This window comes from Robiginitalea rubriflava (assembly GCF_052540725.1).
The window spans coordinates 1060788-1076864 of sequence record NZ_CP199309.1 but is presented as its reverse complement, the minus strand read 5'-3'; the positions used below and the strand labels follow the sequence as shown (position 1 = coordinate 1076864).

The 16077-nt window shown below is 45.7% G+C and carries 14 protein-coding genes; 7 read left to right on the top strand and 7 right to left on the bottom strand.

Translation table 11 applies throughout. From position 1 onward, the window contains the following. Positions 1-2: 2 nt before the first annotated feature. Positions 3-2879: a hybrid sensor histidine kinase/response regulator transcription factor gene (locus tag ACT6NU_RS04990; protein WP_445383363.1), complete on the bottom strand. Its 2877-nt coding sequence runs from the start codon at positions 2877-2879 to the stop codon at positions 3-5. A 238-nt stretch (positions 2880-3117) separates the two neighbouring features. Between ACT6NU_RS04990 and ACT6NU_RS04985 the strand changes: the two genes are divergently transcribed. From ACT6NU_RS04985 to ACT6NU_RS04975, 3 genes are all read left to right on the top strand, one after another. Continuing rightward, entirely contained in the window at positions 3118-3663 is a 546-nt protein-coding gene (locus tag ACT6NU_RS04985; RefSeq protein WP_445383362.1) for a cupin domain-containing protein, read from the top strand. Positions 3664-3696: 33 nt separating this feature from the next. Then, entirely contained in the window at positions 3697-4200 is a 504-nt protein-coding gene (locus ACT6NU_RS04980) for a hypothetical protein (protein ID WP_445383361.1), read from the top strand. Positions 4201-4368: 168 nt separating this feature from the next. Next, positions 4369-5253: a glycoside hydrolase family 16 protein gene (locus tag ACT6NU_RS04975; RefSeq protein WP_445383360.1), complete on the top strand. Its 885-nt coding sequence runs from the start codon at positions 4369-4371 to the stop codon at positions 5251-5253. A gap of 148 nt (positions 5254-5401) precedes the next feature. Here ACT6NU_RS04975 and ACT6NU_RS04970 read toward each other — a convergent pair whose 3' ends face one another. From ACT6NU_RS04970 to ACT6NU_RS04950, 5 genes are all read right to left on the bottom strand, one after another. Next, a complete protein-coding gene (locus ACT6NU_RS04970; RefSeq protein WP_445383359.1) occupies positions 5402-7798 on the bottom strand; it encodes a DUF2309 domain-containing protein in 2397 nt (798 codons plus the stop codon). Beyond that, positions 7795-9261: a proton-conducting transporter transmembrane domain-containing protein gene (locus ACT6NU_RS04965; protein ID WP_445383358.1), complete on the bottom strand. Its 1467-nt coding sequence runs from the start codon at positions 9259-9261 to the stop codon at positions 7795-7797. The genes ACT6NU_RS04970 and ACT6NU_RS04965 overlap by 4 nt, the downstream gene beginning before the upstream one ends. Positions 9262-9304: 43 nt before the next feature. Beyond that, positions 9305-9586 (bottom strand): hypothetical protein, encoded by a 282-nt coding sequence (locus ACT6NU_RS04960; protein ID WP_445383357.1) that lies wholly within the window; start codon positions 9584-9586, stop codon positions 9305-9307. Continuing rightward, entirely contained in the window at positions 9583-9792 is a 210-nt protein-coding gene (locus ACT6NU_RS04955) for a hypothetical protein (protein ID WP_445383356.1), read from the bottom strand. Before ACT6NU_RS04955 ends, ACT6NU_RS04960 begins: the two co-directional genes overlap by 4 nt. 91 nt (positions 9793-9883) lie before the next feature. Further along, positions 9884-10195 (bottom strand): hypothetical protein, encoded by a 312-nt coding sequence (locus tag ACT6NU_RS04950; RefSeq protein ID WP_445383355.1) that lies wholly within the window; start codon positions 10193-10195, stop codon positions 9884-9886. 529 nt (positions 10196-10724) lie between these two features. Between ACT6NU_RS04950 and ACT6NU_RS04945 the strand changes: the two genes are divergently transcribed. Beyond that, a complete protein-coding gene (locus tag ACT6NU_RS04945) occupies positions 10725-11582 on the top strand; it encodes an aminotransferase class IV (RefSeq protein ID WP_445383354.1) in 858 nt (285 codons plus the stop codon). Between the two features lie 20 nt (positions 11583-11602). On the opposite strand, the gene ACT6NU_RS04940 is transcribed toward ACT6NU_RS04945, so the two are convergent. After that, positions 11603-11950, bottom strand: a complete 348-nt coding sequence (locus ACT6NU_RS04940) for a hypothetical protein (RefSeq protein ID WP_445383353.1) — start codon at positions 11948-11950, stop codon at positions 11603-11605. 282 nt (positions 11951-12232) lie between these two features. Here ACT6NU_RS04940 and ACT6NU_RS04935 point away from each other — a divergent pair, with 282 nt between their 5' ends. From ACT6NU_RS04935 to ACT6NU_RS04925, 3 genes are all read left to right on the top strand, one after another. Further along, positions 12233-12631 (top strand): PAS domain-containing protein, encoded by a 399-nt coding sequence (locus tag ACT6NU_RS04935; RefSeq protein ID WP_445383352.1) that lies wholly within the window; start codon positions 12233-12235, stop codon positions 12629-12631. After that, a complete protein-coding gene (locus ACT6NU_RS04930) occupies positions 12628-13461 on the top strand; it encodes an MBL fold metallo-hydrolase (protein ID WP_445383351.1) in 834 nt (277 codons plus the stop codon). Before ACT6NU_RS04935 ends, ACT6NU_RS04930 begins: the two co-directional genes overlap by 4 nt. A gap of 67 nt (positions 13462-13528) precedes the next feature. Beyond that, the gene (locus ACT6NU_RS04925) at positions 13529-15916 is read left to right on the top strand and encodes a penicillin acylase family protein (RefSeq protein ID WP_445383350.1); all 2388 of its coding nucleotides are present in this window, start codon (positions 13529-13531) and stop codon (positions 15914-15916) included. Positions 15917-16077: the final 161 nt, after the last annotated feature.

Sequence of the window (16077 nt, the reverse complement as noted above, 5' to 3'; positions counted from 1 at the left end):
TTTTATTTCGAGCTAATCCGGTTATTGTTTTCCTCAGCCACCTTACTGGGAAGAATTCCGAATCGCTCTTTAAAGCTTTTGGTGAAGTAAGACATATTGGAGTAGCCTACCGAATAGGCAATTTCAGAAACGGTTCCGGTTTGGTTCTTTAATAGAATACGCGCCTTGTTCATTCGGATTTCGTTGAGCAGCTGACCGGCAGATTTATTGGTAAGTGCCTTAAGCTTTCGATGCAGTTGTGCCCGGCTGAATCCTACATTAGATGCAATATCCTCTACTGACAGCAAATCGTTGTCTATGTTTTCTTGGATGAATTTTACAACTTTTTGCAGAAAAATATCGTCTACTGCACTAAGCTCCAAATCCTGTACCTCATTTAGGTCCAGAGATTTAAAGTGATCCCATATCTTCTGTCGGGCACGTATCAGGTTTCCGGCCCGCAGCAACAATTCATCTGCATTGAAGGGCTTGGTTAAATAGGCATCGGCACCCTGGCTGAGGCCCGCCATTTTGCTGGATTGCCCTGCTTTGGCAGTAAGCATGATTATTGGGATATGGCTGGTTTTGATATTGTTCTTCAGATTGTTACAAAGCTCAAAGCCATCCTTCTTGGGCATCATTACGTCGCTTATGATCAGATCGGGGATATGCTCAAAAGCCATGCGTTCCCCCTGTAAACCGTCGCTGGCCGTCAAAACTGTGTAGCGGGACAGGAGGATGTCTGAGATAAATTCACGCAGGTCCGCATTATCTTCAATTAATAAAACTACATCAAGATGTTTCGTTTTTTTGGCAGCAGCTGTAAAAGCTTCATCGTCTGAGGATGTCCCTTTTCGTTTTTCAGGGGATGCAGGCTCACTATAGCCAGGACTTTCGACTAATACGGACTCCGGGAGGTCTTTCAGCAGAATGGGTAGCCGTACCTTAAAAGTGGTTCCCCTTCCTTTCTCGCTCTGCACACTGATCTGTCCCTGGTAAAGGTCGATCAATTCCTTGGTCAGCGCCAGGCCAATACCAGAACCCTTAACCTCTGTCCCTTCCACCCTGTAAAAACGCTCAAAGATCCTGTCTACCTCCTTTTTATCCATCCCGTTGCCCGTATCACTGATATCCAGTAGAAGCATATTGTCTTTCTTGCTGAGCGATACGCTTACCGCACCTCCGGCTGGGGTATACTTGAAGGCATTAGACAACAGATTGTTCAATATTTTCTCCAGCTTATCCCGGTCGTAGTAGGCCCTGTCTATTTCTTCAGGAAAATGGGTATTCAGGCTGATGTTTTGCTGCTCTGCGAGGCTCTCAAAGGAAAAAACCTGGGATCTGACAAACTGTACGATGCCCCCCTGCCTCAATTGAAGGTGCACCGCACCGCTTTCAATCCGGGACAGGTCCAGGAGCTGATCTACCAGCATCTGTAAACGGGTCGTATTCTTTTTAATAATGCTGAAAGCCTTGTTATTCAGATAGAAAGACTCATCCCCGTCCCGTATCCCTTTTTTGGCCTGTTGTAATGGGCCATTAATCAGGCTCAGCGGTGTCCGGAACTCGTGGCTGATATTGGCAAAAAATCGTGTTTTGACCTCATCCAAATCCTTCATCCGTTGTATTTCTGCCAGGGATCGCTCCATTTCCAGGTGTTCCTGTTGGCTGCGCTCGTTTAATTTCTGGCTCCTGTAGGACATTCCAAAGGAATAGATCACAATTTGCAGGAATATCCCGGTGGCATATGGATCCAGACGGAAAGGGGGTATGATGACACCCATAGACCAGAGGGTTCCAATAATCAGAAAAATACTGGCTATCAGGGACCCTATCCCGAAATACCTTGCAAAAAGGTCTTTTTTTAAGGTCAGAACCACAGAAACAATCAGGCACAAAAGGGTGTAGATATTTAATAATTGAAAGTGGATTCCCGGACTCATAAACTGAAAATCGGGCTTGAAAAAGAAAACATATAAGGTCATCAAAACCAGTTCCATAAGTATTATTACAGCCATACCTAAAATGAACTTGTCCAGCAGTGGAAATTTGCGCTTGGATTCGATAAAGGAGCGGCCAAAAAACCAAAAACTGAAAAAGATCGCGTTGGAAGTGATCATGCTGAATGGAAAACGGAAGTCCCCCATGTAACCGATAATCAAGCCTATGGTCATCGCCTGGGTAATAGTACAAAAGAACAGCCATATGGAAAACCACATATAAACCTTGTCCCTGAGATAGCAGAATTGCAGAAAAAAGTAGAGGAAAATGATAAAGGTAACCCCAAACATAAAGGTGTTGAAGCCGTGATGAAACTGGTTAAACTGATGGTAATAGGCTTGCTCCGGGCTCCTGGCGCTGAGGTTGAAAAAAGCAGGGTAACCGAAGCTATTCCCATCTGTTTTGATAAGCAGGGTAACCTCCTTTCCTATTGGTATTTCATCCAAAGGAATCCTGTTGAGCATCCAGGCATCGTTGGTTGCCCGCTCTGCTGGTGGTATATCTACTCCAGTCTTTAGCCTGAATACCAGTTTCCCTTCTGAAAAGGCATAAACGGTTGCGCTCCCATTGCTTTTGGTCCAGGCCGGGGGCCCGATCATTTTATCTTCAAAATTCAGATGCCAACCTTTCAGCGAATCTGTAGCCTTGAATTGTAAGCGACCCCAATACGTTTGGTTGGGCTGTAGCAATTTAGGCAATTGCGTGCCAGGCATGAATTCCAATTCTGTAGAAGAGAGCAGCTTTTCCGTGTTTAGCTTTTCCTCCGGGTCTGCAATAACTTCCAATACCTTGTTGAGGTCGTGAACGGGATAATAGGGATCCAGGACATATACCTCCTGGGAGAATAATCCCTGCAGGGCCAGCAGAAAGCATAGAATATGAAAAGACAGGTACTTCATTGTCACAAGGAAAAGGTACTGATTATTTTGTTTTATGAATCGCTGCATCTAAGATCAACAGAATAAAAAAAGCCTGCTAACGCCTGTGTCTCATCAAATAACACTTTCGTCTCAATCCGAATAAAATGATACAATTCAGGCAGCATATGCAACCTGAATGATACATCTCGGAAAGGCCTTTGGATAGCTTTGTACTATCCTCTTGGAACAAAAACTCGGTTAATTAAAAACAATAGCAATGAACAGAAAAACATTTTTAAAAGGTGTTGGAATAGGTGGGATGCTTCTTTCGATACCAGGCAGTAGCCTGATGGCTGCGCTTAAAGACAGTCGGGAATTATTAAAGAAAGCAAAGGAAAAAATCGTGAGAGCCGGTGAGGGGACCAGGATGCACATACTGGGAAACCCACAGCGTCATCTGGTTATTGGAGTTGACACGGAAAATCAGATTTTCGAATGGATAGACGATTTGGCGCCCGGATCGGGGATTCCTCCGCACATCCATAGCAGGGAAGACGAAATTTTCCGGGTATTGGAGGGACAGGTAGAAATTATGGTAGACAATAAAACTACTGTACTTAACTCCGGTGATATGGCATTTGCCCCTAAAAATATCGTCCACTCATGGAAAGTTGTGGGAAATACAAAGGCAAAAATGTGGGTAAGTGCATTTCCGTCTGGTATGGAACATATGTTTGCGGAACTCAATGAACTACCAGCAGGTAAACCGGATTTTACAAAAGTGGCAGCTATCTGCGATTCTTATGGTATACGCTTCGTCTGAAATAAGCGCTAATCAAAATTTAAAGATCAAATTATGAAAACAAACAAAAGATTTTACTGGAAATGGGGTGTTTTGACCTCTCTTATTTTACTTTTTACCGGGTGTAGTGATGATGATCCTGAACTAGCCTCGTGGGAACTTGAAGTGGCAGAACTTAAAAGCGCGGTTTCGCGATATAGCGATATTGAGGCCGCCACCTCAGAGGGTTTTTTTGACGCCTCAGGCTTTGTTCCGAATATGGGACATCATTATATCTTACCTCCGCGGATAGACAACATCTTTAGTCTTAAAGAGCCTGAAATTTTGTTGTATGCGCCTGATGCCAATGGGAACATGGAATTTGTGGCTGTGGAATACGCTGTCCCGGTTGAAGACATAGATAACCCCGGGGTTCCACCAGAAGGGTTTAGCGGCGATGAAGATGTATGGGAACTCAATACAAACCTGAAGCAGTGGCAGTTGCACGTATGGATTATGAAGGAGAACCCGGAGGGAATATTTGTTGCCCATAACCCGGCAATAGGAGACGGAAATTAGGATTGAATTAGCCATTTATGAGTAGTCACTCCTAAAAAACCCAGGGACATCCCTGGGTTTTTTGATAAAGCAGGATGCCGGAATTCTGGTTTTGAATGGCCTTTTGACCGAAAATCGCTTGCACAAACTATCACTGGATTTTTATAACTTACATACAAAACCAAGTTTATGAATGGCAGTGTCTTTAAATCCGGAATCCTTTTTGCATTCTGTTTCCTGATCCTGATGGCCGGATGGGGATGTAAAGAAAAAAAAGAATCAAGTGCCCCGTTGGCAGAGACAACGGAATCAAATCGCGCCTGGGAAACAGATTTTTTTGATGACTTCGATAGTTTTAACCCGGACAACTGGCAGGATCAGATGATCTGGGTCAATAATGAAAAGCAGTGCTATGTGCCTGATAATGCATACGGCACCAGGGAAGTAAGCGACGGCACCCTGAAGATTAAAGTAATCAATATTGGGGAGGAGATAGTCTGCGACAACCTGGATAAGCATGGAAACCAGCATCCAAAAACAAAATATGTAGCCGGGCGCATCGCTTCCAAAAACAAAAAGGAATTTATTAAGGGCCGCTGGACTGCAAAACTACGTATCAGAGGGGAAAGCCAGGCCAGCATGTTCCCTGCCTGGTGGCTCCTGGGCGCGCAAAACAACGAGGCCCCAGTGCAGGAAGCAGATGAAAATGTGTGCTGGCCGCTTACCGGTTCAGGAGAAATAGATATTTTTGAGCACCATGGCGATTACGCCGGAGACCATTACACCACCGGCGCCATAAAAAGTTTGGGAGAGTGTGATAAAGGGGATTGGGAGCACTATCGGACCAACGTGGAGACAACGCTTGGAGAATATCGTGAATACGCCGTGGAATGGGCGGGAAGCGACCTGGTGTACCTGCTGGACGGGGAAGAGGTCTACCGCAACCCCGGAGAAGGGGATAATTACCCGGAACCCATGTTCGCTATCCTGAATTTTGCAAAAATAACCGATGCCCCCATGGAAGGGGAATGGGTGATGGAGGTAGATTGGGTCAGGCACGAGTCTCTGAAATAAAGCCAGTAACCAGACATTGCGTTTTGATCTGGGTAACTAGTCCAAAAAAACAAAGGGAAGCAAGGTTTGGTCTTTGCTTCCCTTTTTCGTGTTTGCATTAATTGGGATATTACCCATTTATAATCTGCCTTTCAGATCCGAAGCTCCGTTAACCTAGAACTTCCTCCAGTTGCTGGCTTTTCTTTTTGTGAGCAACTGATTTTGGCCCTTCCCTTTCGGTTTCTGAAGAGGCCCATTCCAGGTTTTTATTGTATTTCAGAATGCGATTATCCTGAAGCGGATCCATCACCATTAAATAAATCCATTCGTTGTCCAGCAGGGTTTTGAGGTTTTCGTTTCTGCTGAGGATCTCATTGATCCTGGAAAAAGGGCTCTGAATGACCACCGAGAGACGTAAGGGCTGGTGGTAGTATTCGTCATCCGTCTGCAGGAGTGATTGTAAAGGCAGTCCTGATTTCAGGTCGCCTCCGTTCCCCTGTACCACTGCGAATTTACCTGTAATGTTATGGGTGATTTTAGAACCTCCCCCGAAGGTGTCATTGTCAACGGTAGAGAAGTAGTAGTGGTTGTTAATCCATTGGGTAACCACCATAGGGCCCTGCATGATTCCTTCCAGGGCCTTGCCTGTTTTATCTTCTTCCCAGTTGTAGGAATGTAGGAAACAGCGGCCATCCAGCCTGGTGTTTTTTGTGAGCTCCCTGGGACCGACTATAAACCCGGCGTTCTTTGCCAGACCCCACTCAGGCCGTGTCTCAGCCCAGTCATTAGCTTTCTTGATGGCTGCGGCAACACTATTTGCATTTCCTCCCAGTCGCTCCCGGGTAGCCGTTTGTTGGGCGTGAGCAAGATTTGCCTTCAGCTTTTCTACTTCAGAGCGGAAGATATCCGGGATATCGGAGTCGAACAGGACAATCTCATCCGTGGTTGTATTGTGTTCGGCTCCTATAAAGAGTGTGCTTTCCGGAATAACCAACTGGTGCTCCGTGGCCAGGGAATTTCTAACTTCAGGAAGGTTTGCCAGTTTGGCCAGCATTCGGGCATTGTGCCGGCCGGGGCTGGCCGCGCAGGCGCCGCAATCCAGGCTGGACCCAAATGGGTTGTTGGCCGAATGGCTTCCGTGGCCCGCAAAGACTACCAGCGGGGCAAATTTCCGCCAGCCGGTGAGGTCGAAAGCCGATTTTACGATGGCTGTTTTTTCTTCAAGGGAAATCTGCAGGGTAGTATCTTCATTACAGTTCGCAGGTCTGATTTCCGGTTCGCAGGCCTCCTCAAAAGAGGAGGTGTTTTTGCTCCTGACCATGGTGAGGAAACCGGGGATAAGGGTCCGACCTAAAAGCGACAGGCCGTAGAAGAATCCGGCACCTTCCACAAAGCCAAAGGAGGAAGGCAGCATATTTTTCATCCTTTTCAGGAAGTATTCCCTGAATTTCGTGCGCTCGAATTTCCGCTGAAAGGACTTTTGCATTTCAGCCTTGTTCGGTTGGGCCTGCTCCGCAACAGTGTAGGCCGAGGAAACAATTGGCGGGCAGGATTTACGTGTAAACCCATCCTCCGGACTCTTATAATCCATTGCAATTCCGAAAAATCCGGCGTACCCGAAGGTCTCGTAATTTCCGGCTGCTTCCACATGCCTGCGGATCAGCTCAGAGCGGGTGTCTATACAGAATGCAAGTTGGGCATCTGCTATTTCTGCATCTGCCGTATCCGATGAAGGAGCAGATGTGAATTGGCTCAAGGTTTGTTCCAGCTCGTTTTGCCAGCTTTTTTCCCAGGCTTTTAACCAGATGTATTGTATCTCGGCAAGCTGGTTCTCGCGTTCATTGTCTTCCGAGAGCGGGAGTAATTCAATGTTGAGCTGCCTGGCAATCCAAAGGCGTACCGCCAGGTAGTCTTCGAGACTTATGGGGTATTCCTGTTGCCAGGGGGTGCCGGTTTCAGTGCGATAATTTATATAGCCTGTCCATCCGGGAAGAGCGGCCAGCTGGTAGCTTAAGATTTTAGTGAATTCTTCTGCAGAATGGCCTGACAAGGCAATTTCAAGGGCCTGCGATGAGCTGCCGGGTATTTCCCGAAGGGATTTTATCCCCAGCTCTCCGTCGTATGGTGCCAGTTGGCGCCAGGCATTGTAAAAACCTTTTTCCTTGCCGGGCATTTCCCATTCAGCCAGACCTTCATCCATAAAGGCGGCCAGCCACTTGGACATGATTCGGTTCAGTTGCTGATTTTCGGACCCTTGCTCTGTACTTTTCAGAGTTTCCATCTCCTGCAAATAAAATTCAGGGGATTGGTTAAGGCCTTTCGCCTTTAGGGCGTTCAGCAGCTCTTCTTTTTGTATGGCTCCTGTATTCCAGGCTTTCCGATAGAGGGAAGTTTCTGGGAATACTCGGGCATCCAGAAGTTCCCGGGCATTTTTAACAGCCTCTTCGAAGGGCAGTTTTTCGTAGCCGGTTAAAGGATTCGAAGTTACGAAGGAATAGAGAGGCCATGTTTTACCGACCACCTTCGAGGCTTCCCGGATACTGTTTGAAATTTCCTGTTGCATCATGCCGTTTTTGAATTTTCTGTGAATACTGTTGTTCTAAAGGGTTGAGATATGTTCATCAGTTTTACATACAGCCAGGGAGCTTTTCTGTATATCCCGAGTTTCATGATGAAAAAACCGATGAGGAATATCACCCCAAAAATGATTTGTGTCGCTGAAAGCGGTACGGGTCCGGCAGTTAGGGGCATGTCGGACATTAGTACGGTTATGCCGTTATACAAAAAGGCATAGGCCCCGATCCCGGCTGTGAAAAGCAGGGCTGGCAAGATTATCTTCTGCACCGGATTCAGGCTTTTTTGTTTCACAATATTGTAGGTAACCTGCCCTACAGTGATGGAGACAATAAGGGTCAGGAAAATACTGCTGTCTGCCGCCAGTTCTTTGCCGGTGATGCTAATAAAAAGAAAGGCTCCCAGAATCCCGAATACGAGTACCGCCAGAGCCTGCAAAGGCTTGATGCGGATGTGGGGGGGGTTCTGTGGGAGGGAATGTGCAATTTCCTCTCCCGATGAGAGAAACAGGTAAGCCTTGTAAAACCCGTGTAAGATAAGGTGAGCCACTGCTGCATTGAAAAACCCTAACCCACATTGCATGATCATAAACCCCATTTGTGCAATGGTGGAACAGGCCAGTTTTTGCTTTACATTAACCTGCAGCAATTTGGTAAACTGTGCGATAATGGCTGTTAACCCACCAATGATCAGGAGCAGATCCAGGGTATTGGACGCAAAAATCAGGCTCGAAAAAATGGCCAGGATAATCCCGGCCCCATTAACGAATCCAGCATGCATAAGCGCCGATGCCGGTGTAGGTGCGGTCATGGCCGACAGCAACCAGCGATGGAAAGGATAGATTGCCGATTGAATAACAGAGGCTGTAATGATGCACAGGGCAGCAATCAGCAGGACAATTGGATGTAATTCGTTAAAGGACTGTACCAATTCGCTTACCAGAAACTGATCGCTTAAGAAGGCTGGCAACAGCAGCCCGATGCTCAACAGGGATGTGCCAAACAGAAAATAGCGGAGTGCCAGTTTTGAAGCTTCCCGTGCTTCCTTCCAGTCCGAGTTTACACCGATCAGGCGAGACATAAAGAAGCCCATCAGCAACCAGCTCAGGAGTAAGGGGATGAGGTGATCAGACATGACCAGAAGCATTACTGAAAGTGTAAATCCGAGGCAACGGAGCATAAATTGCCCCTGATACCTGAATCCCAGTAGGTATCTGCTGGCGTATGTGCTTACCAGGGCCCCGAAAAAGGAAACCACCGTCCAGATCAGAATGGTAAATCCATGAATCTTAAAGGCAGGCCCCAGCTTCAGGGTGGGAATTGCAGGGTAGTGATATATTAAATACCCACTGCTGACCAGGAATAGACCCCACAATATTGCCGAAACAATTTTAGAGAGCGGATGCGCTTTTGGCTCCTGCTCTTTTTGCAATTGTTGTTTAGCGGCCTTTTGCATTATGTTATTTTGCTTTTGCATTGTTTTTTTCTGTTTATCGCTTTCAGATTTGTTTGTCTGTGAGCTGTATGGCCAAAGTGCTGTTTATTTCCAGGTCCAGGCCTTCTTTATGTGCCATGAGTACCAGTTCTTCCACTTTTTTTTTGGCCTCCCTGAGCGCTCCTATTCGGGCAGCTGAGTGCTCCTCCGATTGGGAACTCCCCGGATTGAGTTTAAGCGATTTTACGGTGTGAAATTTAATTTTGTCGTTTAACAGGGATAAGAGTACGTCTGCGGCTTCTGCCGGGTTGAAGCTACCCTTAATGAAGACAATTTCTTCTGTCATGCTGCGGATCTCCTGTCGCTTTGTTCCTGACGGCTTTTGCGGATACCACCTGTTACTTCCATTTTGGATTTACTAAAGAGTACCATTCCTATAATAAGGCTGGCTACCAGGAGCTGGTTCATAAGTACGAAATCTGTCATATAGGACCAGAGATTCAGTATCAGCAAGCCTGCGAGTGATAATATGCTTGTTTTAGAGAGTGTCATTTAATTTTATTTTTGCGGTTTTGTTTATTCTGTTTCTCTGCCAGTAGCGAGTAAATCCGGGATGTAATGGATCGGTCGCTCAGCTTTGCGGTTATTCTTCTGAAACAGTGATTTCCAGTACCCCATTAATGGATAATTTCTTCCCCTGCGCCCGCAAGCTGTTTATAAACTCCCTCGCAGTTTGCTTTTCGGCGGCCAGTTCTTCAATCCGACCATCCAATTGATTGGTAGAGCAGTTGTGGTCCCCTTCCCATCGTTGCAGCCTTTGGATTTTGTGAAAATTGATTTTTTCATCGATCAAAGCTGAAACGACATCAAAGGCTTCTGAGGGTGTGAAATCTCCTTTTACCAGTTGAATTTTTTGAACTTTAGTCTCGGTTTTCTGCAGTACTTGTGTTTGCATTTGAATTGAATGTTTAAAATTCCGCTGCAAAGATTACACATATAATGCATAAATTATTATTTATATTTATAATTAAATACATAAATAAATTTAATGTTAAAGAATATATATTTTTATTCAATGGACATTTAAAACATTCAAAAACAGTCACTTAAAACCTTTTTCGGAAATAATCTGGCGAGGGAATATTGTAAGTATTTCATAAAAATTTTACCATAAAAAAAGAATGATAATTATTTATTTAAAGGCCGAAATACTAGTAATTGGTATGATATGCAGATTGTTGGGAGGCAGTGGCCTTAATAATTTCTAAGCCACTAAAAGGTATTTTAGGATTTTTATCGCGCGGAAAATCGGGAAAGTCCTTCTTTGGCATTTGACTTTTTTGGTCCGGGCAGTTAGTTGAGCAGCAGGAATCATAAATTTGCCTAATTTACCGGTCTGCAGGCAATTTATCTGGTTTACAGTACAAAATGCCTGCAGGTTTTTATTCGCCAGACCCCAATTATAGAATTTAAATAAAGATCAAATGAAAAAGAAGTCTTACTATCCTTCCAATGTCTACCTCAACGGAGAGATCGTCAGGGCAGAAGCAGCCAAAATATCCGTTTTTGACAGGGGATTTATTTTTGGTGACGGGGTCTACGAAGTGATGGCTTGCATCAAAGGGCATTTTTTTTATAAACAGGCACACATGGACCGTCTTAAACGCAGTATGGCAGCCATCGGACTACAGGCAGATGTTCGGGTACTGGAGGCTGCGATCCCCGGGCTGCTGCAGGAATCGGGTCTGAAAGGGAAGGATTGTTTACTCTATATACAGGTAACCCGGGGTATGGCTCCCCGGCAGCATTCCTATCCCGTTGGGACCCGGCCAACGGTGATGATGTATGCCTGGCCCAAAGTCCTGCCAGACCAAAACCCAAATCCTGTGCCTGTTGTTCTTCGGGAAGATTTTCGATGGAGTCGATGCGATATTAAAATGACCTCCTTACTGGGAAATGTAATGGCCAATCAGAACGCCGCGGAGCAGGGTTGTTATGAAACGATTTTTGAGAGAGCGGGTATAATAACGGAAGCCTCCCATTCAAACGTTTTCTTTGTAAAAGAGGGGGTTGTATACACCCATCCGGCGGATCATCACATATTGGATGGGATCACCCGGCAGGTGGTTCTGGAGCTTTGTGAAAAGCTTGAAATAGATGTACATCTCCAGGGAATACCTGCAGTAGACATTTTTGATATGGATGAAGCTTTTCTTACAGGAACCAGCACGCAGATCACCCCAATTAATAGCATCGATGGCAGGGAGTTGCACACATATCAGCAAGGCCCCGTCACCCAAAAATTGCAGCAGGCATTTTCAGGCGTAAAGAACAGTCTGTAAAAATTTAAATTTTTCCCTAATCAGAAATCCGCATCGTATTCCCCTTCACCTACGGGTTCTTTTCCAGTTCTCAAGAAGCCCTGGTTCAATGCACTATTGTACCTAAAGTAAATAGGTTTTTCATTTCTGAGGATGTCAATTACGTGGGCATACATGGACATTGGATACCTCAGATAAACCAGCTTGTTTCTTTTATCGTAGTGATTGGCCGGAATGCTTTTGCCGTCCTGATAAAAGGTCATTTGCAGTAAAAAATCATCACCGTGATAACACTTTACCAGGGCAATGGGATACACCTTTTTGCCCTTATCTCCGCCCGCCTGGAAATGTATCCAGTACTGGTCTATTTCACTGTCTATAAACTTCATAAATTATAAGGTTAGAATAAGTTATTCAGGATCATAAGTTAAAGAATATTTTTTGACCTTGATAATTCTGGGCCAAATATAATTGTGAGCTCCGGCAGACAAGGCTTTAGAACGGGTATTTCCGAGCATATCGGAAGTCAGAAAATGGTCTTTTTTAGTTCAATTCATAACCGTTCGCTATAATATAATTCACGCTAAAGCCGGAATAAAGCTCGGATCTCTCAATTCCTGTCCTATAATTTAATATATTTAAGAATAGAATACTCCTAACCTCTTCTTCAAATGTCCGGGCATGCTATTGAAGTCATACTGAGCAGGCAGCTGGCAGATTGTCTGTCTGTTCCCGTATTTATTGTCGATCCTGAAGGCAATTTACTTTTTTACAATCCACCGGCCGAAGAAATTCTGGGTAAAAAATTTCAGGATACGGGCCCTATGCCCGTTGGGGACTGGGGGACTTCATTTCTTCCCCACGATGAAAAGGGAAACGCTATACCCCCGGAGGAACTCCCGTTGGTTCAGACCATACATAATCATAAACCCGCACACAAAACCTTTTGGATTAATAGCCTCAATGGTAATTCTACTGAAATATCGGTAACGTCAATCCCCATTATTGGCAGGTCTAAAAAGTTTTCCGGTGCCATGGCCATATTTTGGAACAAGGAGGGTAAATCATGAAAGTTATTCTACATGGAACCCGCGGAGCTTATCCAAGTTCACGGATAGAAAACCAAACCTATGGCGGAAACACTCCCTGTATTGAGGTAGTAGATGGGAAAGACCGTCTTATCGTAGATGCCGGCACGGGTATAGTTGGATTGGATTTTGATCCTATCTACAAGGCCAAAAGCATGAATATTCTCCTGACCCATTTACATATGGACCACATCCAGGGACTGGCTTTTTGTAAACCCCTTTTCAATCCGAAGATGGAAATTAATATTTGGGGGCCCGGAGGCAGTAACGAATCCTTGCAAACCCGCCTTAACCGTTTTATGTCTCCTCCGCTTTTCCCAATCCCGATTCGGGATATTCCTTCCAGCATAGTCATTCAGGAAATACCCGATAAGGAGATGGAAATTGGACCTTTTAAAATTAAGGGAGAATTTATAAGCCACCCCGGGCCTACCCTGGGCTATCGTATTAGCTCTGGCAACAAGTCAATAGCTTACCTTCCCGACCACGAACCGGTGATCGGAAAAAATCACTTATTTCCTGAGGATAACTGGATATCAGGATTTTCTCTGGCCTACAAGAGCGATTTATTGATTCACGATTCCCAATACAGTAGAAAGGAGTATGAGAACAAGGTGGGGTGGGGGCATAGTTCAATTGCAATGGCCGCTGAATTCTGTTCCCGGACGGAAGCTCGCCACCTCGTCCTTTTCCATCACGATCCCGCTCATACGGATGAGCAGCGTACAGAAATGTTCCGGAAATTTATGAAGCGGTCTGAATACGATTTTCCTATTGAACTGGCCGTGCAGGGACAGGAAATTGAATTATAACAGAGCTGCGGCACATGGTTAAAATCATTCCTTCCCTCTTCAAATCAACCCAAAAAATCATTCAAACATGAAGAAAGTTGTTCTGGCAATCGTTTTTCTGCTGCTGTTTTCCTGTAAAGAGAAATCTGAAAATGAGAAGGAATTACCGGGCTTGCAGGAAGTAGTTGAAGTCCTCAGGGATCCCTATGGAATCAATCATATTTATGCGGAAAACGAATACGATCTGTTTTATACCCAGGGGTACCTTGCGGCTCGTGACCGATTATTCCAGTTTGAGATCTGGAGGCGGCAGGCAACCGGGACCGTATCAGAAATTTTGGGGGAAAGGGCCTTAAAAAGGGATATAGGAACCCGATTATTTAAATACAGGGGAGACCTGGATACAGAGTTTAATCAATACCACGAAAATGGGGTGGCCATAATTAATGCCTATACAGAAGGGGTAAATGCCTACATAGACGAAGCATTGAAGGAGCCGGATAGCCTTCCGGTTGAATTCAGGGCCCTGGGGATACTGCCCGGGAAGTGGACGCCGGAAGTTGTGATTTCAAGGCACCAGGGCCTGCTCGGAAACATTGAAGATGAATTGGCAATTGGCAGGGCTGTGGCGGCCCTTGGAGCAGAAAAGGTAAAATCCCTCTTGTGGTTTCACCCCAAAGAACCGGATCTTAGCCTGCAGCCCGGAATTGATTCTGATGCGCTTTCCGAGAACATCCTGGAATTGTATGAAGCCTATCGCACTCCGGTGACCTTCGAGCCCGCAGACCTCTTACCTGAGTATCGCAATACCGGGATGGCTGAAATTTTACCGACAAAGGAGAACCCAGCTCCGGACAGCCTGTCTGTTGGGAGCAATAACTGGGTGGTTAGCGGGTCACTGATGGCTAATGGAAAACCCTTTATGGCCAATGACCCGCACAGGAGTATTAAAGTACCTTCGCTGCGATATATGGCACATCTGGTAGCACCTGGCTGGGACGTTATAGGCGGAGGTGAGCCCGAGATCCCCGGAATTTCTATCGGACACAACCCTTACGGGGCCTGGGGACTGACCGTTTTCAGAACAGACGGGGAAGATTTGTATGTTTATGAAACCAATCCGGCAGATGCAAACCAGTACAAATACAAGGGGGAATGGGTCAACATGGAGATTATTGAGGACAGTATCCCACTAAAAGATGGCAGACAAGTTGGTGTACAGCTAAAATATACCAGGCATGGGCCGGTAGTATTTGAAGATACAAAGCGTAAAAAGGCTTATGCAGTGCGTTGTGCCTGGATGGAACCTGGGGGCTCACCTTACCTGGCTTCCCTCAGGATGGATCAGGCAAAGAACTGGGATGAATTCCGGGCTGCCTGTAATTACAGCAATATCCCCGGAGAGAATATGGTGTGGGCAGATGTGGATGGGAATATTGGCTGGCAGACCGTTGGGATAGCGCCTGTCCGCAGGAATTTCTCCGGACTGGTACCCATTCCGGGAAATGGTAATTTTGAATGGGAGGGTTATCTGCCCATTGTAGAGAAACCCCATATATTAAACCCGGAAAAAGGGTTTATCGAAACGGCGAATCAGAATGTTACCCCGGAGAGTTATTCCAATTGGGATGCTATCGGTTTTACCTGGGCAGATTCCTTCAGAGGTAACCGCATTGAAGAAGTTCTCAGTGCGAGTAAGACACACACCCTGGATGAGATGGCTGCCCTGCAAACGGATTACCTTTCGCTTCCGGCACGGGAGCTCCTTCCTTTCCTATTTGATCTGAGACTTGAAGGCGCGCCATTACAGGCACGTAATTATCTCGAAACCTGGGACTATATCCTCTCTCCGGATTCCAGAGCGGCGGCCATTTATGTTGCCTGGGAAAATGAAATAAAAAAAGAGGCATTCCGGCAATTCGTCCCTGAGGAAGGACAGGCGTATATCCAAAGCCTGCAACTGGAAAAAATTATTGAATGGATCAGGGCTCCTGAAAATTTCTTTGGGAACGAGGCAAATCGGAATGACTTTTTGCAGCAAACCTTCAGCGGGGCGGTAGATGCATTAACTGAGCGCCTGGGTCCTGATATGGAAAATTGGCAGTACGGCCAGGAAAACCTGAAACATATCCTGATAAGACACCCGCTGAGTGCCTCCCTGTCCCCGGATAAAAGGAAAGGGCTGGATTTAGGCCCCCTCCCAAGAGGAGGAAACGGGTATACGCCCGGTTCTACCGGAAATAATTACAGGCAGAGCAGTGGCGCTACCTTTAGGGTACTCATACCTGTTGGCGACTGGGACAATGCCCTGGGGATAAATAGCCCGGGTCAATCCGGAGACCCGGACAGCCCTTACTACGACAACCTTTTTGAAATGTGGGCGCAGGACCGGTATTTCCCCTTGCTCTATTCCAAAGACTCTATTGCGAAATATGCAGATTCGCGCTACCTGCTTCTCCCGGAAAACCGGAAATAAACCTTATATAGATATTAAAGGAGTAAATAATTACCAATAATTTAATATTTCTAGTCTTTAGAGGGATGCATACCTATTTATGATTTCCTGTCAATGGAGATCTCGTCTATTAATTTGAATGAAATTTAAGTCTTAGAAGGTTTAATTTCAGTATTCGCCTG

Bases quoted from the DNA above. Each gene is read 5' to 3' on its own strand.
- ACT6NU_RS04940 (WP_445383353.1), bottom strand. From the start codon at position 11,950: ATGAAGTTTATAGACAGTGAAATAGACCAGTACTGGATACATTTCCAG.
- ACT6NU_RS04925 (WP_445383350.1), top strand. From the start codon at position 13,529: ATGAAGAAAGTTGTTCTGGCAATCGTTTTTCTGCTGCTGTTTTCCTGT.
- ACT6NU_RS04930 (WP_445383351.1), top strand. From the start codon at position 12,628: ATGAAAGTTATTCTACATGGAACCCGCGGAGCTTATCCAAGTTCACGG.
- ACT6NU_RS04945 (WP_445383354.1), top strand. From the start codon at position 10,725: ATGAAAAAGAAGTCTTACTATCCTTCCAATGTCTACCTCAACGGAGAG.
- ACT6NU_RS04990 (WP_445383363.1), bottom strand. From the start codon at position 2,879: ATGAAGTACCTGTCTTTTCATATTCTATGCTTTCTGCTGGCCCTGCAG.
- ACT6NU_RS04935 (WP_445383352.1), top strand. From the start codon at position 12,233: ATGTCCGGGCATGCTATTGAAGTCATACTGAGCAGGCAGCTGGCAGAT.
- ACT6NU_RS04985 (WP_445383362.1), top strand. From the start codon at position 3,118: ATGAACAGAAAAACATTTTTAAAAGGTGTTGGAATAGGTGGGATGCTT.
- ACT6NU_RS04970 (WP_445383359.1), bottom strand. From the start codon at position 7,798: ATGATGCAACAGGAAATTTCAAACAGTATCCGGGAAGCCTCGAAGGTG.
- ACT6NU_RS04960 (WP_445383357.1), bottom strand. From the start codon at position 9,586: ATGACAGAAGAAATTGTCTTCATTAAGGGTAGCTTCAACCCGGCAGAA.
- ACT6NU_RS04955 (WP_445383356.1), bottom strand. From the start codon at position 9,792: ATGACACTCTCTAAAACAAGCATATTATCACTCGCAGGCTTGCTGATA.
- ACT6NU_RS04975 (WP_445383360.1), top strand. From the start codon at position 4,369: ATGAATGGCAGTGTCTTTAAATCCGGAATCCTTTTTGCATTCTGTTTC.
- ACT6NU_RS04980 (WP_445383361.1), top strand. From the start codon at position 3,697: ATGAAAACAAACAAAAGATTTTACTGGAAATGGGGTGTTTTGACCTCT.
- ACT6NU_RS04965 (WP_445383358.1), bottom strand. From the start codon at position 9,261: ATGCAAAAGGCCGCTAAACAACAATTGCAAAAAGAGCAGGAGCCAAAA.
- ACT6NU_RS04950 (WP_445383355.1), bottom strand. From the start codon at position 10,195: ATGCAAACACAAGTACTGCAGAAAACCGAGACTAAAGTTCAAAAAATT.